Source organism: Dyadobacter psychrophilus, assembly GCF_900167945.1.
GTDB classification, from domain to species: domain Bacteria; phylum Bacteroidota; class Bacteroidia; order Cytophagales; family Spirosomataceae; genus Dyadobacter; species Dyadobacter psychrophilus.
On the sequence record NZ_FUZA01000002.1, the window covers coordinates 289,593 to 308,688 of the forward strand.

Below are 19,096 nucleotides of genomic sequence, written 5' to 3' on the forward strand. Positions count from 1 at the left end.
TTTCGCGGATAATGCTTGTTATTTTCTTTGCTGCGACAAGAATGTGATCAGCGAGGCAAATTCCTCGTACGAAAGCTCATTAGCGAGTCCGGGAGGCATCATCGATGATTCCATTTCTTTGCGGGAAATAATGTCGGAGGTTTTAATGGTTGTTACCTGTCCGGCAATGTCGCGTACCACCAGTTTGTCAGCAGATTCCTCCGAAACAAATCCCATATAACTTTTGTCGCCTTTTGCCGTGATCAGCACCGAGGCAAATCCTTGTGAAATAGAGGCATTGGGCTTTAATATCGATTCAGCGATTTGTTCACGGTTCATAATGGAGCCAATCTGGCCCATGAAAGGCCCCTTCATCACCTCGCCTTTGCTCAGGCTGTGGCAGGCAACGCATCCCTGTTTTGTAAAAAGCTGTTTTCCCAAAGCTGGATTGCCTTCTATTTTGGCTATTGCAAGCATTACATCCTCGATGGATGACTCGCCAACCTGTCCTTTTTTATTGCGGATTTTGTTCAAATCAACCTTCACTTCCTCTTTTGCTGCGACCACCTCTTCGCCGCCAAATTCGGTAATGCCCATGCGCAGGCGTCCGTTCAGGTCTGCATAAAGTTGCTTTCCATTGTCATCCGCTTTATTCCATTGTTGCATCAGAAAATCCTTGATGGTATCGGACGATTCCCAGGTTATGGCCTTGTAATAAGGGCCGTGCGTATCGGGACGCGTGCTCCACCACCATGAGCCATCGTAAGGTGCTTCTTTTTTGTAAAGTCGCGAAAGTGTGGTTAGGATTTGATTTTTAGTGCCATCATCTTTTGCCTGTCCGTATGCCGAGATGAGCCCCGAAACTGCTTTGGGGTCATGCATATAGCGTAGCGCCCAAAGCGCGAGGGTGGCGTTTTCGGTGCCAATAGCTTGCACACAGGCATCCACCGCATTGAGTGCAACAAGTGCCCTTACAGCAACGTGTGGCAGGATAATCGGGGAATTAGGCGTTGCGTGAGGCCCTTCGGTCCCCTTAGCTGGCGAAACGAAAGAAGCGGGAACTTTCACTTTTAGCAGCGCGTCGGCAACTTCCGGGCGGCCAAGGCGTCCCAAACCAACCGTTGCGGCAAGCTGAACACGCGGTGTTCCATCTTGCAAACCTTTCAAAAACGGCTCAACGGGAACATTTGAATTACTCTTCATGCGATCCGCTAATGCACGCAAAGCAAATTCCCTGACGTCCTGGTCATTGGTCAATTTTACCAGATTGTCATTGCCCGAAGCGCCTGCGGCTTGTGCATATGTGTAAATACCCGCTACCCGTGCGTAAAGAGGAAGCTGCTTATTCTCAGCTACCTTCCATGAGGCTTTTGTTACATCTTTCTCTTTACGGGTCAGCAATTCCTGCTGTGCAGCCAGACGTTGAACGGCGCTTGCATTTGTCAATAACGTAGCCAGGTCCTTTACAGACGATTCTTTAAGGTCAACAAATGGCTTGTATTGCCATGTTTTGGGCACAGCCCGAACCACAAACCCTTTACCCGGATTACCAGAGTAACCTGCTCCATCCCAGGCAGATAAGTAAACGCTGCCCGAAGCGTCGATATCAATGTCTGTAATTTGGGCCAGTTTGATAAATTCTTCTTCTTTTTGCGTGAAGGTCGGGCCGTCCGGTGTGACGCGGTGGATGTAGAGCTGGTTTCTGCCCCAGTCAGCCATCATAGGCACCTGGTTGTATTTTGCAGGCCAGTTCGGATCGTCCATAAACAATGACCCCGTTCCCGAGCCACCGCCCACGTCGACCAATGCCGGGATGATCTCTTCCGTAAAATGCTTGAATAGAACCGGATAACCATATTCACCGGACTGGATTTGATTGCTGAAACGAATGTTCCAGCCGCCTCCGTCATTGGTATTATCTCTTGTGAAAACATTCATATAAGGGTCAATCGCCACATCGTAAATGTTACGCATTCCGTGTGTGAAAACCTCCATTTCGGTTCCATCGGGCCTAACCCGCACAATTCCGCCTCCAAGCTGGGTCAGTTTTTTACCCGACCTGTCTACCGCATCATGGAAACCAAAATCACCCACTGCAATGTAAATCCAGCCATCGATCCCCATTCTAATCCCATTGGTAGAGTGGTCCGTTCCGCGGCTTTGCAGGAACTTGGGTGAACTTATACTTTGGATCAAAGGTGAGGGCCCGCCATCGGCCACGCCATCCCAGTTTTTATCTTCAAAAACAACCAGGTCCATACCCGATGCCTTTTGTGTTTCTTTGGAAAAAGTGGTGTGTAAAACAAAAACACGATCACCCATGGCAATGATGCCACGCGGGTTGTCCACTTCGGCAAATGTGGTGTTCTTATCCACTTTGCCATCGTGATCAGTGTCCACTAGCCGCACAATGCGGCCCTTTCCAGGCGTTTTACCCAAAGAACCGATCATATCGACACCGACGAAAACTTCACCGCTGGCTGCCACCGCAAGGCAAGCAGGACTTGGCGTGAGGTCGGATCCGGCGAAATGGGTAACATTAAGTTCGGCAGGCCAGCTGGCTGCGTTCGGCAGGGAATCGGCTTTGGCGAGACTTGTGGCACTTTTAATGGGTTCGGAACGGTCGTTAACTGCATTATTCCAATAAAGGATCAGAAAGGCAGTTACAAGACTAAAAGTAATTTTTAACATAATTTTATTTCAGAAAAACACTCCACCTGACGTCAGAATGGAAAACATGGATAAAAAACTCAACTTAATAAAATAGGATAATGGGCATAACTACTCAAAATTCATCAATTCATTTGTTGGCCGCTATTTGGCAAGATAGCGGGAGAACTTCATAAATAATTCAGGCAGCGCGTCGTGCTGCCCGTGCAGGATCGTAAAGTAGAAAAAGCGCTCAATGTTCAGCCCTTCCACATCCACAATGCGACATTCTTTGCTCTGCAATTCTTTCAACACGGCATGAATGGAAAGCAACGCCATTGCGTCGGAATGCAGCATATACAATTTCATACTTTCACTGCTGCCCAGCTGCATTTCAATGGTGAGGTCTGCGAGGCTGACGCCGATCGTTTTCAAGGCATGTGCAATCACTTCCAATGTTCCCGAGCCGGGTTCACGCATAAGCAGCGGAATCTCTTTCAACTTCTGCGCCGAAACTGCTCCGGTTGTGGCCACAGGATTTTTGCTGCTGGCCACCAGGACGATCTCATCTTTTAAAAATTCAATGTATTTAATCGCAGCGCTTTTGGAAAAACCCTCGATTACCCCGAGATCAATCTCCTTATTTTGAAGCGCTTGCTCGATTTCCTCGGTGTTTTTGATCGTAAGGGTTACCTGAATGTTATGAAATTTGCGGTGAAATGCGGCAAGGATAGGAGGAAGGATATATTGTGCGGCTGTTGTGCTGGCGCCTAACCGCAGTTTTCCGCCTTGGCGCTGTGATAAATTATTGATTTCAAACTCAATGTTGCGGTAAATCTCGAAAATCTGCTCGCTATGGTGCAAGAGTATTTCACCCGCCTGCGTGAGCTTCACCCGCGAACCGTTCCTTTCGAAAAGCTTGGTGTTAAGCTGGTTTTCGAGCTCGTGAATGTGCTTTGTTACGGCAGGTTGTGTAATATAAAGCTCGGCTGCCGCTTTTGTGAAGTTGAGCCGCCGGGCAACTGTATTGAAAACCTGCAAACGAAAATCGAAGACCATAGGCGCAAGTTCGCAGTTAAAAATGCAAAATTCAAAAAGAGCGCACAAGGACAGCATTTATATCGTCCGCAGCTGGACAAGAACGTTCGAATGTGAACAATCTCAGTTGGTAAAAATGGCCTTGAAAGCTTTACAGCACATTATTTAGCTGCTGGCAAGGCATTTGTCCAGTCTAGGTCTAATCCAACCCGGTATGTTTCGAAATTATATCAAAATTGCCTTGCGGAATATGTGGAAGAACAAGGTTTTTTCCACCGTTAACCTGACCGGCCTTGTAGTCGGGATCACCGCTTGTGTGATGATCCTGCAATATGTCAGCTATGAGCTTAGCTTCGATCAGTTTCACAAAGATTCGGAGCGCATATACAGGATAACCAACGATCGTTTTCAGCAAGGTAAACTTATTCAGCACGGCACGATCACTTATCCGACGATCGGGGCGACCATGGCCAGGGATTTTCAGGAAGTGGAAGCTTACACCACCATGTCAAATCCCGGGACATTCAAATTACAGCGTGATAAGAAGATTTTTCAGGAACAAGGCCTTTATGCGGACAACCAATTTCTTTCCTTTTTTACATTTCCTCTGATCGTCGGTGAGACAAAAAGTGCATTAGCACGGCCATATTCGATTGTCCTTTCCGAAAGTAATGCAAAACGAATTTTCGGCGCAAACCAAGGCAATTACGCTAGTTTAATCGGCAAATCGATCCTGATTGATCTGGATACGCAGCCATATCAGATCACGGGTGTCATGAAAGATTTCCCTGCAGCGTCGCATTTGCAATATGGCGCGCTGATGTCCTACGAAACGCTCGTCACGACATGGGGTGGCTGGGTTAAGACAAGCTGGGATGGATCGGATATGTGGCATTATTTAAAATTAAAAAATGGAGTGGATGCAGCCAGTCTGGAACAAAAATTCCCTGCATTCAGCCAGCGTTATTTCCGGGGTGACAAGGTTTCGGGAAGCGTTGAAAAATTCTTTCTTCAACCTTTATCGCAAACGCATCTTTTCTCTGATTATGAATACGAGATTGGCAATGTTAACAATGGCAAGGCAGTTTGGACGATGCTTATCATTGCTGCTTTCATTCTCATCATTGCGTGGGTAAATTATATCAATTTGTCGACAGCAAGATCCATGGAAAGGGCTAAGGAAGTGGGCATCAGGAAGGTTGCCGGAGCAACCTCGAAACAATTGATCGGGCAATTTCTTTCTGAGTCTGTAATACTTAATGTGGTGGCCATGATGATGGCGCTTTGCCTGGCAGTGATTTTACAACCATTTCTAAATAGCATTGTAGACCGGCCGCTATCTTTGTCTTTGCTAACCGGAATTGGTTATGGAGGTCCCGTTATGGCAATTGTGCTGGGGCTTGTTTTCGTTGCAGGGACATTGCTTTCCGGGTTTTATCCTGCATTTGCACTATCAGCTTTTCAGGCGATCAGCGTTTTGAAGGGCAGTTTTAAAAGATCGGTAAAAGGGGTTTGGGTGCGCCAGTCATTGGTTGTATTTCAATACACAGCTTCCGTTGTGCTTATCGTGGGCACATTAATCGTGTTTCGCCAGCTCGAATTCATGCGCAAGCAGAATCTGGGCTTTAATATGGAAAAAGTGCTGGTAATTCCCGGTGCTAGCCTTACCCGGTTTGATTCAACGGCCATTGACCGCATTACTGCTTTCAAATCCGAGGTAAAAAGATATTCGCAAGTTCAGTCAGCCACGGCTTCGGTAAATCTTTTTGGCAACCGGTTGTCGCGAACATTTAATGTAAAAAGAGTAGGAGATGATCAAAGTAAGGGCGTAACGCTTAGCCGGATGAATGTGGATCTTGATTTTTTCAAAACCTATCAAATTGACCTGGCGGCCGGACGCAATTTTATCCCGACCGATTCTGACCCTGACGGCTTCAAGGTAAAAACGCTTATAATTAACCAGTCCGCAGCAAAGCTATTGGGCTTCGCAGATGCTGAATCGGCTGTTAGCAAGAAGATTTTGCTTTTTAATCGAGAATGGGACGTTGTAGGTGTGGTCGAAGATTTCCATCAGCAATCCTTGAAGCACGCCATCGAGCCCATTTTTTTCGCGCCGTACTACACAAATGGCGGCTATTTTTCCTTCAAAATCACAACTAGTGACCTGGAAAAGACCATTAGTTTGATCGAAGCGAAATACAAGGAATTTTATCCGGGCAATGACTTCTCCTATTTCTTTATGGACGAGCAGTTTAACCGTCAATATAAGGATGACAAAACGTTTGGCCAGATAACCAGCTTTTTCTCATTATTAGCGGTACTTATTGCGTCGTTAGGCATTTTTGGATTGTCCTCCTACACAATTTCGCAGCGCACCAAGGAGATTGGTGTGCGCAAAGTTTTGGGCGCCACCATTTCCAGCATTGTGGCCTTACTATCGGTGGATTTTCTGAAACTAGTGCTTATTGCCATTGTGATTGGCTCGCCGGTTGCCTGGTTTGGCGTCAAGCATTGGCTGAATGATTTTGCTTATAAAATTGAAATCGAATGGTGGATGTTTATTCTGGCGGGAATGCTCGCGGTATTGATCGCATTTTTAACGGTTAGTACGCAAGCGATCCGGGCCGCATTAATGAGCCCGGCCAAATCTTTGAAATCGGAATAAAGTTTTAGAATACTTTTCGGACGAAATGCATAATTGGCGTAATTGCAAGCACTTAACCAAATTCAACAACGCTACTATGCCAGCAAAAACCGATCAGGAACCAAAAGCTAAACCCAAAAAACCAAGCGATGCAGAGCAGGTCGCATCCTATATGGAGCAATTGCAGCATCCGCTCAAAGCTGAAATTGAAGTTGTCAGGAACATCATAAAGAATACAAATCCTGCCATTAAGGAACGGATAAAGTGGAATGCGCCCAGTTATTATACATCTGCGGATCTGCTGACATTCAATCACAGATTGCAAACCAAGGTGCATTTAATCTTCCACCACATAGCCATTGTTCAAATTGCCTCCGACCTGTTGGAAGGTGATTATAAGGACAGGCGCATGATGTATTTTACCGATATGGCCGACGTCGAGGCCAAGAAAGAAGTTTTGGAGGGGATTTTGAGTGAGTATGTGGGGTTGGTTGGTTAGTTCGTAAAATGTTTAGTCATAAGTGCTCGATGCTTTGACCAAAGCACGAAAGCTCCGTATAGTGTTTATCACTTAAACACTATGCTACTATGAGTAAATCAAAAACTATTCAGGTCGAAAATTTCAAAATTGTTTTGTTATCGAGAAATGAGCAGGAGTATATTTCCTTGACAGACATGGCGCGTTACCGGGATTCAGATAGAACAAATTACATTATCCAAAACTGGATGCGAACCCGTAATGCAATCGAATTTGTAGGTCTATGGGAAGTTTTGAATAACCCGAGTTTTAAAAGCATTGAATTCGATGCTTTTAAAAATGAAGCTGGCAGCAACAGTTTTGCCTTGACTCCTCAAAAGTGGATAGAGGCAACTGACGCTATTGGCATAATCTCAAAATCCGGCCGCTATGGTGGCACTTTTGCGCATCGTGACATTGCATTTGAATTTGCAAGCTGGCTAAGCCCTTCCTTCAAGCTCTATCTCATCAAAGAATTCCAACGCCTGAAAGAAGAAGAGCATTCCGACCTGAAAATGGAATGGAATGTTCAGCGGACACTGGCAAAGGTGAATTATCAGATTCATGCCGATGCCATTAAAGAGAATCTTATCCCTAAAACGTTAAATAGAAAACAAATTGGCTTTGTTTATGCAAATGAGGCTGATCTGCTCAATATGGCGCTCTTTGGTATCACAGCTAAACAATGGAAAGAGTTAAACTCGCATGAGTTAGGTAATGTGCGTGACTCAGCAACCCTGGAACAGCTCGTTGTATTGTCGAATCTTGAAAGTGTGAATGCGCTTTTAATTCATCAGGGCTTGCCGCAGCATGAGCGGCTTTTACAGCTTAATTTGGTTGCCATTTCTCAAATGAAATCCTTGGTTAACAACATTCAGTTGAAAAAGCTGAAAGACGGATCAGGATCTTAAACTTTGAACAAAACGCATTAAAAAAGGTAACCCCGTCTTCATCAGGGCTACCTTTTTTCCAGATTAACATTCATTATTATGGACGTGTTTTCCGCTTTGTTGTGTCGGGCATTACTGCGCCGCCGGTTTTGATTGTCCTCTTGTTACGCTTTACTGTGTATGAGCCTGTCGTGTCTGCGTCGGGGCGTCCTGTGCTGCTTCTTCCGTCTATTGTCCCGGTTGTGCTGACATTACCATTATCATTTAAAATCGGCCCACTTTCTGCGTTGGACGAATCTTTAATAATGGCTGACACATCAGAAGTGCCTATAGTCGATTTAACGCGGGAGGACTTTTTCTGGAAAGTCCGCTCCGACCTGCCGGTTTCCGTTTTGCTGGCACGCGATTGGGAAAATGCGATGGAAGGTGCGATCAACACCATTGTTATCAAAAATATTTTCAGCGTTTTCATCTAATTGGTTGTTTCAGTTCGCGATATAGAATATCCAGCAACATATCAAATATTGTTCCAATCCGGCGCTTGGGGTAATTCAAGTAGAATTACGCGACCAAAAACAGTACATCTACGCTAAAAATCGGACTATTTTAAGATTTACTTTGTCTTATTCAATAACACCCACTACCGCTGATTGTTAAACAGCTCCGCTTCAAAAATTTCCGTTAACACCACCTCTATAAATCCAAGTTTTGTTTCACGTATAGCAACACCCGGCTATGATCAGTACTGCATTGGAATTTATCAAAGAAGAGTTGGCCTCGTATCTTTTTTTAAAAGACCCGGATGACTATCCTTTGCCAGGAGAAATAACAAATGTGTCGGGCTTTTTCTCGCCAACCGGAAACAGCACCATTGATTTGAATAAACAGATCCAAATCACACTCGTAAGTTTGGAAGAAGAACGAATGGATGGCATCAGGCCATTTTTTGAACAAAATCCGGACAAAAGTTATACGCAATTCAGCGCACCGTTGCAGGCAACCATGTATGTATTGTTTACTGCCACAGCCAATGATTATGCCAAATCTCTCAGGGACTTGTCCAATGTCGTCGGGTTTTTTCAGCGTTTTTCGGTTTTTGATAAGGATGCAACGGATATTAACGGCGATCCGAGATATCCTGACATGAATATTAATGTGCCTCCGGACAAGCCATGGCGCGCCATTGAAAAGATCATTTTTAAACTGCATCCATTGAGTTTCGAACAGCAAAATAACCTTTGGGCATCGCTTGGGACAAAATATCTTCCACACGTGGTTTATCAGGTCCGGCTGCTCTCATTTGCCGACAGAAATGGCGAGCGGGTTCGTGAAATTGTTACAGTACATGCTGAAACAGAGCAAATCTAAAATTTTATAAACGCTTTTATCCATACCATTATGATCACAAAACTAGCCACGCCGGGGGTGTATGTTGATGAAATCCCGACATTGCCCCCCACAGTTGCGGAAGTTGATTCGGCCATCCCGGCGTTCATTGGATACACCGAAAAAGCCAAGCGGTTTGCAGATGACGACCTGATTGGCGTCCCGTTTAAAATATCGGGAATGGAAGAATATGAACTGTTCTTTGGAAAGGGAATTGAAGTCCCCGAAACGTTGATTAATGATGCAACAAAAGGAGTAAAGCTGTCCATCAACGAAGTAACCGAAGATCCTGCCAATCCGGATTCAGCCACGGCAAAGTTTGAGGTGACTATGGAGGTCAGAGATGAAGATTTTCCAAAACATAACCTGTATTATTCGCTAAAACATTATTTTGCCAATGGAGGCGGAAACTGCTATGTGGTGGCGGTAGACAAGTTTACCGACACAAGTTCACCCGTGAAAGGCAAACTTTTGGACGGTGTGGCAGCGGTCCAGGACGTTGACGAGGTGACCATTTTCGTAATTCCCGAAGCACAATGGAGTGATGGTTACAAAGATGTGTACGAAGCCGCGGTCATGCAGGCCGAAGAGCTTAAAGACCGCTTTGTTCTCATAGATCCAAAGCAGGTAACCATCCCTTCAAATACAAGTGCAATTGATGGCGATGCGGCTGCGATTCGCAATGACGCAAAAGCTTCCAGCTATGCAGCGGCTTATTACCCCAATCTGGTTACGACTTACGAGCGGTTTAGTTTGGATAAAGTCAAAATAGATACGCACACATTGAACGGTGCAGCATTGCCCGCAACAAATCCGAACCATCCCGATATGAAGGACAAATCGCTCAACGATTTGAAAACCATTCCAAAAAGGGGATTTTCAGCATACAACCAGCTCATCGCAGAAGTAAGCAAGCATCCCAAAACGCGCGTGGTGCTGCCGCCTTCTCCTGCTGTTGCAGGCATTTATGCGCGGGTTGATTCGCAGCGTGGTGTCTGGAAAGCACCTGCTAACGAAGCGGTTATGAATGTTTCCGGCGCGCTGGTTGAGCTTTCATCCAAGCAACAGGAAAACTTGAATATTGATAGCCTGGCAGGCGAATCCATTAATGTGATCCGCACTTTCCCGGGTTTCGGAACACTCGTTTGGGGAGCCAGAACATTGAAAGGCAATGATGCGGAATGGCGGTATGTAAACGTGCGGCGCTTTATGATGGTGGTGGAAGAATCCATTAAAAAATCATTGCAATGGGCTGTTTTCGAGCCAAATACGGCATCTACCTGGGTTCGGGTAAAAGGCTTGATTGAAAATTACCTGTTTGATAAATGGCGGCAGGGAGCACTGGCCGGCGTAAAACCAGACGATGCATTTTATGTAAAAATCGGCCTGGGTACAACCATGACGCCGCAAGATGTGCTGAACGGCATTATGAATGTCGAGATAGGCCTCGCAGTCGCCCGACCAGCCGAATTCATTGTCCTGAAATTCATCCAGGTGCTTCAAAAATCTTAGTCATCCATCACTTAAAATCTTGAAAAAATGGCAGCATTTCCTCTTCCCGTTTTCCGGTTCCAGGTAGCAGAAACAGCCCCGGCCGATCCGCTGCTGACTACGGACGCGACCATCGGTTTTTCCGAGGTCAGCGGGCTTACCCAGGAAGTTCAGGTGATCGAATACCGCGACGGCCTTACGCCCCAGCAATCGGCAATGAAAATGCCGGGCATCCAGAAAGTCAGCAACATCACCCTCAAGCGCGGGATCGTCAAAGGGCATAATGAATTTTACACCTGGCTCAACTCCGTGAAACTGAATACGATCAAACGCAAAGATCTGGTCATCAGCTTGCTCGACGAGAACAATGCGCCGGCAATGGTCTGGAACGTGAAACAAGCCTGGCCGGTGAAAGTGGAAGGCCCTTCGCTAAAAGCGGCCGGCAACGAAATTGCCGTGGAATCCATTGAACTGGCTCACGAAGGACTGACAGTTTCCATCGTATAATTTACTGACATGTATACACCACCGGTAGGTTTCAGGTTCAAGGCAGTCTTCCAGGGAATTGACGGTGTAGGAGACAACGACACGCTGTTTCAGGATGTAAGCGGGCTAACCCGGGAGATTGAATTAGAGGAAGTGAAGGACGGTGCCAACCCGATGAGCGCTTACAAATTTCCAAAAAAAGTAAAGTATACCAATCTGGTGCTCAAAAGGGGAATGTTCGTTGATTCAGCATTAGTCGGCTTTTTCGACAAGGCCGTTAATAGCTATTTCAATGTTTTGAACCTTGATTCCAGCACTTGCGACATCACGATCAGCCTGCTTGGGGAAACCAATGAGCCGCTGGTAAGCTGGACCGTCTTTAATGCCTTTCCTGTCAAATGGGTTATTAGTGATTTTAAGGCATCTGGGAATGAGATTGTTGTAGAATCAATGGAGTTTTCTTACCAACGGTTTAAACGGAACTAAGCCATGCCCATTGTCATCAACGAGGTTGTCATACGTGCCACAGTGACCGAGCGGCTGCCCGGCTGCGGTGATACAAAAACACCGGAACCGGGTGAAGATGCCAACACGGGCACAGCAGGCGGAGCTTCCACGGAGCAGATCGCAGAACAAATTTTTGAAATACTGAAAGCTAAACGTGAACGATAATGGATGCTGGCGAATTTGGTAAAAAGCTGCTGCTGAACCTGAAAATCATTCCCATTCACCCCAAATACTATTTTCCGCTTGGGCTGCCGTTCCTGACCATGTTCAACCCGGAAACGCTGGTAATTGATGAAGGCGTCGAGTATAACCGTTCCTGCGCGCCTGGGCAAACCAACAACAAACTGCGTTTCAAGCGGATTACTTCACGTAAGTTCTCGCTCAGTTTTGTACTGGATGGAACGGGTGTAAATGCCCCGAAAATTCCGGTAACATTGCAAGTGTTGCTTTTCAGGGAGGCTACAACGCTCATGAATGGTGTTTTTCACCAATCCAACTGCCTTTTGGTACAATGGGGAACATTCATCTGCCGCTGCAAAATCACGACTTCAAAAGTAGAATACACGCTTTTCGATGAATTTGGCTTGCCATTAAGGGCGAAGATCACGGCCAATTTTGAAGAGTTCGTTGACGATACTTTCAGCAAGATCACGTCCATGCTGTCCTCGCCCGACCTGACGCATTTGCACACGGTGAAGCGCGGAGAGATTTTACCATTGCTCACAGAGCGCACGTATAGCGACCAGCGTTATTACTTGCAGGTTGCCAGGGCCAACCGGATCAAGAATTTCCGGAAACTGCCTGATGAATCTGAGTTGAAACTGCCTCCAATTGTCTGATTATTATGGCTGATACCCCCACTTCACGGATTGCGTACAAAGTGCTCGTCAATGGTACGCCGCTCAGCAATGAAGTAGGTGTGATGAGCGTGAGTACAATGTGTTATTTCAACAAAATAGCATCCGCAAAATTGAAAGTTGAAGATGGAGATGTAGCCGCACGTGATTTTCTGCAAAGCAATTCTAATTTGTTTAAACCAGGAAACGAGCTCGAAATCCAGCTTGGATATGATGATAACCCATCAACTGTTTTTAAAGGCATCATCATTCGTCATTGCATCAAAGTGAAAGGAGGCTCTTTTTTGGAGGTCGAGGCGAAAGACAAAGCGGTCAAGCTCACGCAGGTCCGGAAAAGTAAATATTTTATCAAAAAAACCGATAAGGACATTATCGATGAGATTGCGGGCACTTACAGCCTGGAAAAATCAGTGGATACAACGGATGGTTCGCACATCCAAATGGTCCAGTATTACTGCACAGACTGGGATTTTATTCTGATGCGGGCCGAAGCCAACGCCATGTTTGTGCATACAGATAATGGAAAAATAGTTGTAAAAAAGCCCACATTAACACCGGCTTCCGCACTTACCGCGACTTACGGAGACAATATCATTGAGTTTGAAGGTGAAATGGATGCGCGCAGGCAGTTCGTAAAAATGCAGGCATCAGCCTGGGATTTTGATAACCAGAAAATTAATCCTGAAACGAAAAGGGACGGTGTTTTTGCACTGGCTGAAAGTGGTGATTTGTCTGCTTCAACATTAGCCGAGGTTATGGGTCAAACCCTTGAATTGAAGCATAATGGACGTTTGCTGGATAAGGAACTCGAACTTTGGGCCAATGCACATGCCATGAAAAACCACCTTTCCAAAGCCAGCGGCCGGGTGAGGATTTTAGGGAGCCCAAGCCTCAAACCGGGTCAGAATATCAGGCTGGCCGGGGTAGGAGACCGCTTTAATGGGGATGTTTTTGTAACAGGCATTTTGCATCAATATGATGGGGAATTCACAACGGACATTCAGTTTGGCTGGGCAGAGGATTGGTTTTACAAGCACGATGACATTATTGAAAAACCTTCATCGGGCCTGGTTCCGGGCGTTACCGGACTACAAATTGGAAAGGTAAAAAAATTGACATTACCAGGCGACGGAAGCGGGAGACCTAATCACATTCAGGTTAACCTGCCGATGGTTGCCAACGGAGGCGATGGCATTTGGGCCCGGGTAGCCGTGCCGGATGCTGGTCAGGACCGGGGCTTCGTTTTCAGGCCTGAAATTGATGATGAAGTGATTGTCGGGTTTATTAATGATGATCCGCGCGATGCAGTCATTTTGGGCATGCTGCATAGTCAGGCCAAATCGCCGCCCGCCGCACTGCCTCAAAATGACGAAAATCACAAAAAAGGACTTGTTACCAGATCAGGAATGACCATGATCTTTGACGACGAAAACAAAGTGTTAACGATATCTGTCCCGGCCGGCGGAGCCGAAAAATCGATCATTATCGGCGAATCAGGAGCGATTGAAATGAAAGATGAACACCAAAACGTTTTCAAAATGGATGCAGCGGGCATCACTATCAGCACCCCGAAAGTTATAAAAATAGAAGGACAAACAGCGGTTAATATTAATTAGTCCAACACCCTAATTGCAACAAAAAATGCCACCAGCAGCAAGAATCGGCGATGCGCATGTATGTCCGGCTTCCAATGGTCCGCAGGCGCATGCGGGGGGACTGATCACCGGCCCGCCGGGAAGTCCGAATGTGAACATTGGCAAAAAACCGGCCGCAAGAAAGGACGACAGCTGCCTTTGTGCCGGCGCGACGGATAACACGATAATGGGAGGTTCATCAACAGTCAAAATCAATGGAAAACCAGCCGCAAGAGTAGGTGACGCCACAAAACATGGTGGAACAATTACAACAGGTTTTGCCAAAGTGAACATTGGTTAACTGCGGGTTATAGTCTGTTAAAACACTCATAATATGAAAGATACATCATTTCTCGGCACTGGCTGGGGCTTTCCGCCAACCTTTCGCTGCACAATAGGCGGGGTCGATATGCTATCAGGCAGGGAAGACGTAGAAAGCAGCCTGCACATCATTATCTCAACCGAAGTAGGCGAGCGGATTATGCATCCGGGCTTTGGCTGCGGATTGCGGCGTTTCGTTTTCGAGCCCATCACACACACCACCCAACAAACGGTTGACCTCCACGGAAATGCCGCAAAAGGAGAATCGACGCCGACTGAGGCTATGCTGGAAACAATTGTAAAAGAAGCCATTGTGCTGCATGAACCCCGAATTATTGTAAATAAAGTCGAAACTTACTCGCGGCCACTTGACGGGTTGATCGAAATATCGGTTGAATATCTGCTGATTACCACCAACACCCGATACAATTACGTGTATCCATTCTACATCCACGAAGCGACCAATCTTCAGCTATGAAAACTTGTGACTGCGATGCCGACATTATCCGGGACGGTTCAGGCCGTTTGAGCCGTTTCCTGCGCGCGCTCGACCCGGCATACAACCCTGTTGACGACCGCTCACTGGCCGATCTGCTAGTTTTTACCAAAAAATTCTCTGCTCAGATCCGCTTTCACAAGCTTGCCGAAGATGAATGTGCGGACGTTTCCTGGAAAGCATTTTTTGCCAGCGACGTCTCATTTATTGCAGCAACCATTCTGCTGACGGATCTTGCCCAGATTGAAAAAGATTACCTCGAAACCCGTCAGCATTTTGATCAGGTCCGTACACTCAGCACATTTAAAGCATTGTTTTCGCCCATAACGGGCATTGCCGAGCGTCTGGACAAATGGCTGTCGCAAAGCGCCACCGATTTTCCGCTTTACCAGGATGTGCAATTGGCGATCAGGTCGTCCATGCGCACCCAGATGCTGAAAGTTTTTGAGCTGGATAAAGCCGCCGTTCTGATTAATAGTGAGGAATTAGGCATTGATTTTGAGCCGGTCAATGAGGACACCTGGGATCTGGACGTGGTTATTCCGTTTGTGGGAAGTTTGTATGATGGCGTTACCACCGAAGACAAGCTTTTTCACGCTTCGCTGCAAGTGGATACGATTTTCAATGCGGCTTTGCATGTTTTGACCGATATCGTCACAAAAGCCGAAGCTTACCTGAGCATTTCTATTGAAAAATATCCAAAACACCAGCCCCACATTGCGCTATTTATCGCTTTTTTGGAATTGTTCAGAATTGCGCAACAGCAATTGAACGGATTGACAGAGAGGCACTTGAATTTTTATTACAAGGATGTCCTGCATATCAAAGAAAAAGCCGCACAGCCCGATCAGGTCAATGTGATTTTCGAGCTTGCCAAAGATGCATCTGTCTGTCATTTGCCGAAGGGAACGCCTTTATCCGCTGGTAAAGACAGTTTTGGCATTGATCAGATTTATGTTACGGACCGCGATATGGTCATTAACAAGGCCAAAGTTAAGGAGGTCAAAAATGTATTTATTGATCAATGTCCGCAGGGTTTGATCCGCGGATTTTACGCGCGATCCGTTGCCAATTCAAAAGACGGGGAAGGCAAACAAACTGTCGAGGAAAATGGCTGGTGGAATCCCTATAGCTCAGATTCTCTCAAACACCAGAATAGCTGCGGGCAGATAATCCGCCATCGCGGAAGTAACTATGCCAGAATCGGTTTTGCCATTGCGTCGCCCCAGCTGCGTATGGAAGGAGGAAATCGAAAGATGAGGCTGAAAATGAAGGGTTTATCCAAGATTTTGACCAAAAGCGAAGATTTCACGATCAGGCTAAGCGCGGCAAAAAAATGGATGGACATTGACACACCAGCGATTGCCGACCCAAATAACGGTTTTACTTTTTTTGCAGCGCGCTTTTTCCCTCCTGAGCCAACTTATCACATGGATACGCAGGACCCTGATGCGATTTGGATCTATATTCCTAATAAGGAGGACGCAATCATCGGTTACGATCCAAAAATCCACACGGAAGCAACATTCCCTACCAATCAGCCGGTTTTACAGATATTACTAAAACAAGATGTGCTGTCTATTGCCAGCGAGGACTGGGAGAATGCTGCCTTGGATTTTGGTGTCACGGAAGCTGTGGTAAATGCGGTAAATACCATGACCAACAATTTCGAACTGCTCATAGATGTCAAAGGCCTGAAAAATGTGATTATCCAAAACGAGCAGGGCGTTCAGCCCGCGGATTCGCCGTTTTATCCTTTCACACCGCTTCCTACGCCCGGCTCGCCGCTTTATATTGGCAACGAGGAGATGTTTAACAAGCGGATCCTGGATTTTGATATCGTGCCCGACTGGCAGATTGGGGGCGGTCCTTTTGATAAAATCCGCTATGAGGCCCGCGTTAATAAAAGCTGGGTAAATGTTAAAAATGATGAGGGGCTGCGCACATTTGAGCAGCCTGCACAACGCCAGATTGTGAAGTTCGATGCATTCAGTGAAAGCCTCAGCACAGGTTTTATCAAAATGGTTTTTGACGATCCGATTAAAACCGATCCTGTTCAGCTGATGCAGCTGGGGAATGAGTCAAAGGTCAATGCAATTTCGCTCAATTATGTTTCCACCCTCACGAGGCTGGAAGATTCCCTCGACCAATTTTTTCACGTTTATCCTTTTGGTGTGGTTGAATCCGCTTTGGACCAGCAGGATATTTCAATAAGAAAAGAGGCATCCAAAGTCAATGTTTCACTGCGCAACAATGTAGGTGATGGCAAAGTTTGGGCCGCCAATCGCGCTTTTCCGGACTTTAAATATGGCATGCAGACAATCAGCCTGGCCGGTGTGAAAGTGGATAAATTAAGTGAGCAGGATTGGACCGAAGCGGCGGAAATCAACTTTGACAACACGGCAACATTGTCCAGGCGCAACACTCTCAGCAACACCAAAAACGGGGAATTTTCGCTGGATGCTGTATCTGTTTCAAAACCAAATCAATACACCGGCGCGGTGAGGCAGGAAGCCAGCTTATACATCGGTCTGGAAGGCCTTGTCGTGCCGCAGAATCTTTCATTGCTTTTCCAGGTTGCAGAAGGCACGGCTATGGACGATGACCGTGACCCGCCGCGGATAAATTGGTCCTATTTGTCCGAAAATCAATGGAAAGTGCTGCCTGTTACAAACGTAATTCTGGACACAACATACGGGCTTCAAACTACGGGCATCGTCCTTTTTGACATTCCCGAAGACGCCACCGCACAGAACACGATTATGACAACCGGCCTGCACTGGATAGCGGCCAGTGTGGATTCGGACAGCCACAGACTGCCTTATCTGGTAAAAATCGTTGCCCAGGCTGTTCCTGCACGGTTCAGGGACCAGGGCAATGCACCGGAACATTATGACGCCGCCCTGCCTGCCAAGCGCATTACCACCCTGCTCGACAAGCCTGAAGAAATCAAGACCATTGAGCAGCCGTTCGCCTCTTATAATGGTGTTCCGGCTGAAATAGGCAAGGAATTTTACATGCGGGTCAGCGAGCGGTTGCGGCATAAAAACCGCGCTATAACCACTTCGGATTACGAAAAGCTGGTTCTTGAATACTTCCCTTCGGTATTTAAAGTTAAATGCATTACACACACGGACCCCAACTGCCTTTGCCGGGATTTTAATGCAGAGCCTGACGATGAATGCAGCCCGAGAGATCCGCAGCAGGTGCCAAAACCTGTGATTTGCTGCGGGCCACAGGTTGCTCCCGGCCACGTGCTTATTGTCCCGATTGAAGACCTCAAGAACAGGAATGCGATCAACATTTTACAACCCCGCACAAGCTATCGCGTGCTGCGGGAGATAGAAATATTATTAAAAAAGCGCACATCGCCTTTTGTGAAAATTCATGCGCGTAACCCCGTGTATGAAGAAATTCTGACCGCATTCCGCGTGCAGTTTTACAACGGCCTGGACAAAGGTTTTTTTCTGACCAAACTTAATGAAGAGCTGCGCGAATTTCTGACGCCCTGGGCTTTTGACGCCAGCGCCGATGTTGTTTTTGGCTCACAGATCTATGCATCGTCCGTCATTAATTTCATTGAGGAAAGACCCTATGTGGATTTTATCACGGATTTCATGATGTATCAGGTCAAATGCGACTGTTGCGGCACGGAGTCATTGAAAGATGAAATTAAGGAAACGGCCAAACGCGCCAAAGCGATAGCAGATGAAATGATCACCGAACAAAAGAAGCTTGATCCAACCGACGACAAGGCAGATCCTATTGCCGTTGCCAAAGTGATCAACGCGCAAAACCACCCCGCCGGTTTTCTGACCAGCGATTCGGGTGCATTGTGGGATTTTATCCGCGACGAATCGGAGACGATGGTCGAATGGGTGATCCGCAATGTGCTAAGCTGGTTTGAGATAAGCCAGGATGTGGCTTTGCAGACTGCTACCAACAAGTACGAGCAGCAGTTGGTGCTTAAAGTGGTTGAATGGTATATCAACCTGGTCAAGAATATGGGCTTGAAAACGGTTGCTGACCTGATGAAATATCTGCCTGTTTTCAAAATGACCACATTGGCTGAACCCACCAACGAGCGTGCATTACTCGTATCGGCGCAGCAGCACATTATCATGCTCTACGAAGCGGAACCAGCGCTGGATCCTTGCGAAAAAAATAAACTTACCAACAGAAGGGTTGACTTTTAATTCCC

16 protein-coding genes are annotated in these 19,096 nt (G+C 46.5%); 13 read left to right on the forward strand and 3 right to left on the reverse strand.

Annotated elements, in window-relative coordinates; genetic code table 11:
- Nucleotides 1–18: 18 nt before the first annotated feature.
- Complete coding sequence (locus tag B5X68_RS08280; protein WP_082214232.1) at nucleotides 19–2,670, reverse strand: DUF7133 domain-containing protein; 2,652 nt, start codon at nucleotides 2,668–2,670, stop codon at nucleotides 19–21.
- Nucleotides 2,671–2,793: 123 nt separating this feature from the next.
- Nucleotides 2,794–3,687 (reverse strand): LysR substrate-binding domain-containing protein, encoded by an 894-nt coding sequence (locus B5X68_RS08285; protein ID WP_082214233.1) that lies wholly within the window; start codon nucleotides 3,685–3,687, stop codon nucleotides 2,794–2,796.
- Nucleotides 3,688–3,880: 193 nt separating this feature from the next.
- Here B5X68_RS08285 and B5X68_RS08290 point away from each other — a divergent pair, with 193 nt between their 5' ends.
- From B5X68_RS08290 to B5X68_RS08300, 3 genes are all read left to right on the forward strand, one after another.
- Nucleotides 3,881–6,331: an ABC transporter permease gene (locus B5X68_RS08290; protein WP_082214234.1), complete on the forward strand. Its 2,451-nt coding sequence runs from the start codon at nucleotides 3,881–3,883 to the stop codon at nucleotides 6,329–6,331.
- A 76-nt stretch (nucleotides 6,332–6,407) separates the two neighbouring features.
- Nucleotides 6,408–6,809, forward strand: coding sequence for a DUF1801 domain-containing protein (locus tag B5X68_RS08295; protein ID WP_170916607.1), 402 nt, complete (start codon nucleotides 6,408–6,410; stop codon nucleotides 6,807–6,809).
- 89 nt (nucleotides 6,810–6,898) lie between these two features.
- A complete protein-coding gene (locus B5X68_RS08300) occupies nucleotides 6,899–7,738 on the forward strand; it encodes a KilA-N domain-containing protein (RefSeq protein ID WP_082214236.1) in 840 nt (279 codons plus the stop codon).
- A 76-nt stretch (nucleotides 7,739–7,814) separates the two neighbouring features.
- Here B5X68_RS08300 and B5X68_RS08305 read toward each other — a convergent pair whose 3' ends face one another.
- Nucleotides 7,815–8,189 (reverse strand): hypothetical protein, encoded by a 375-nt coding sequence (locus B5X68_RS08305; RefSeq protein WP_082214237.1) that lies wholly within the window; start codon nucleotides 8,187–8,189, stop codon nucleotides 7,815–7,817.
- Between the two features lie 263 nt (nucleotides 8,190–8,452).
- On the opposite strand from B5X68_RS08305, the gene B5X68_RS08310 reads away from it, so the two are divergent.
- The 10 genes from B5X68_RS08310 to B5X68_RS08355 are packed head-to-tail and all read left to right on the forward strand — an operon-like array spanning nucleotide 8,453 to nucleotide 19,091.
- The gene (locus tag B5X68_RS08310) at nucleotides 8,453–9,085 is read left to right on the forward strand and encodes a contractile injection system cap protein (protein ID WP_082214238.1); all 633 of its coding nucleotides are present in this window, start codon (nucleotides 8,453–8,455) and stop codon (nucleotides 9,083–9,085) included.
- A 30-nt stretch (nucleotides 9,086–9,115) separates the two neighbouring features.
- A complete protein-coding gene (locus B5X68_RS08315) occupies nucleotides 9,116–10,615 on the forward strand; it encodes a contractile injection system sheath protein (RefSeq protein ID WP_082214239.1) in 1,500 nt (499 codons plus the stop codon).
- Nucleotides 10,616–10,642: 27 nt separating this feature from the next.
- Entirely contained in the window at nucleotides 10,643–11,101 is a 459-nt protein-coding gene (locus B5X68_RS08320; protein ID WP_082214240.1) for a phage tail protein, read from the forward strand.
- A gap of 9 nt (nucleotides 11,102–11,110) precedes the next feature.
- Nucleotides 11,111–11,566: a phage tail protein gene (locus tag B5X68_RS08325; protein ID WP_082214241.1), complete on the forward strand. Its 456-nt coding sequence runs from the start codon at nucleotides 11,111–11,113 to the stop codon at nucleotides 11,564–11,566.
- A gap of 3 nt (nucleotides 11,567–11,569) precedes the next feature.
- A complete protein-coding gene (locus B5X68_RS08330) occupies nucleotides 11,570–11,752 on the forward strand; it encodes a DUF5908 family protein (RefSeq protein ID WP_082214242.1) in 183 nt (60 codons plus the stop codon).
- Nucleotides 11,752–12,426 carry a CIS tube protein gene (locus B5X68_RS08335; protein WP_082214243.1) on the forward strand — a complete coding sequence of 225 codons (675 nt, stop codon included), beginning with the start codon at nucleotides 11,752–11,754 and terminating at the stop codon, nucleotides 12,424–12,426. The genes B5X68_RS08330 and B5X68_RS08335 overlap by 1 nt, the downstream gene beginning before the upstream one ends.
- A gap of 5 nt (nucleotides 12,427–12,431) precedes the next feature.
- Nucleotides 12,432–14,060, forward strand: a complete 1,629-nt coding sequence (vgrG, locus tag B5X68_RS08340; protein ID WP_082214244.1) for a type VI secretion system tip protein VgrG — start codon at nucleotides 12,432–12,434, stop codon at nucleotides 14,058–14,060.
- A 25-nt stretch (nucleotides 14,061–14,085) separates the two neighbouring features.
- On the forward strand, nucleotides 14,086–14,379 hold the full coding sequence (locus tag B5X68_RS08345) for a PAAR domain-containing contractile injection system baseplate protein (RefSeq protein ID WP_082214245.1): 294 nt from the start codon (nucleotides 14,086–14,088) through the stop codon (nucleotides 14,377–14,379).
- A gap of 33 nt (nucleotides 14,380–14,412) precedes the next feature.
- Nucleotides 14,413–14,877: a gp25 family contractile injection system sheath assembly initiator gene (locus B5X68_RS08350; protein WP_082214246.1), complete on the forward strand. Its 465-nt coding sequence runs from the start codon at nucleotides 14,413–14,415 to the stop codon at nucleotides 14,875–14,877.
- Nucleotides 14,874–19,091, forward strand: a complete 4,218-nt coding sequence (locus tag B5X68_RS08355; RefSeq protein WP_082214247.1) for a baseplate J/gp47 family protein — start codon at nucleotides 14,874–14,876, stop codon at nucleotides 19,089–19,091. Before B5X68_RS08350 ends, B5X68_RS08355 begins: the two co-directional genes overlap by 4 nt.
- The last annotated feature ends 5 nt before the right edge of the window (nucleotides 19,092–19,096 follow it).

Excerpts from the sequence above, each read along its gene's own strand:
- B5X68_RS08280 (WP_082214232.1), bottom strand. The coding sequence starts at position 2,670 with ATGTTAAAAATTACTTTTAGTCTTGTAACTGCCTTTCTGATCCTTTAT.
- B5X68_RS08285 (WP_082214233.1), bottom strand. The coding sequence starts at position 3,687 with ATGGTCTTCGATTTTCGTTTGCAGGTTTTCAATACAGTTGCCCGGCGG.
- B5X68_RS08290 (WP_082214234.1), top strand. The coding sequence starts at position 3,881 with ATGTTTCGAAATTATATCAAAATTGCCTTGCGGAATATGTGGAAGAAC.
- B5X68_RS08295 (WP_170916607.1), top strand. The coding sequence starts at position 6,408 with ATGCCAGCAAAAACCGATCAGGAACCAAAAGCTAAACCCAAAAAACCA.
- B5X68_RS08300 (WP_082214236.1), top strand. The coding sequence starts at position 6,899 with ATGAGTAAATCAAAAACTATTCAGGTCGAAAATTTCAAAATTGTTTTG.
- B5X68_RS08305 (WP_082214237.1), bottom strand. The coding sequence starts at position 8,189 with ATGAAAACGCTGAAAATATTTTTGATAACAATGGTGTTGATCGCACCT.
- B5X68_RS08310 (WP_082214238.1), top strand. The coding sequence starts at position 8,453 with ATGATCAGTACTGCATTGGAATTTATCAAAGAAGAGTTGGCCTCGTAT.
- B5X68_RS08315 (WP_082214239.1), top strand. The coding sequence starts at position 9,116 with ATGATCACAAAACTAGCCACGCCGGGGGTGTATGTTGATGAAATCCCG.
- B5X68_RS08320 (WP_082214240.1), top strand. The coding sequence starts at position 10,643 with ATGGCAGCATTTCCTCTTCCCGTTTTCCGGTTCCAGGTAGCAGAAACA.
- B5X68_RS08325 (WP_082214241.1), top strand. The coding sequence starts at position 11,111 with ATGTATACACCACCGGTAGGTTTCAGGTTCAAGGCAGTCTTCCAGGGA.
- B5X68_RS08330 (WP_082214242.1), top strand. The coding sequence starts at position 11,570 with ATGCCCATTGTCATCAACGAGGTTGTCATACGTGCCACAGTGACCGAG.
- B5X68_RS08335 (WP_082214243.1), top strand. The coding sequence starts at position 11,752 with ATGGATGCTGGCGAATTTGGTAAAAAGCTGCTGCTGAACCTGAAAATC.
- vgrG (WP_082214244.1), top strand. The coding sequence starts at position 12,432 with ATGGCTGATACCCCCACTTCACGGATTGCGTACAAAGTGCTCGTCAAT.
- B5X68_RS08345 (WP_082214245.1), top strand. The coding sequence starts at position 14,086 with ATGCCACCAGCAGCAAGAATCGGCGATGCGCATGTATGTCCGGCTTCC.
- B5X68_RS08350 (WP_082214246.1), top strand. The coding sequence starts at position 14,413 with ATGAAAGATACATCATTTCTCGGCACTGGCTGGGGCTTTCCGCCAACC.
- B5X68_RS08355 (WP_082214247.1), top strand. The coding sequence starts at position 14,874 with ATGAAAACTTGTGACTGCGATGCCGACATTATCCGGGACGGTTCAGGC.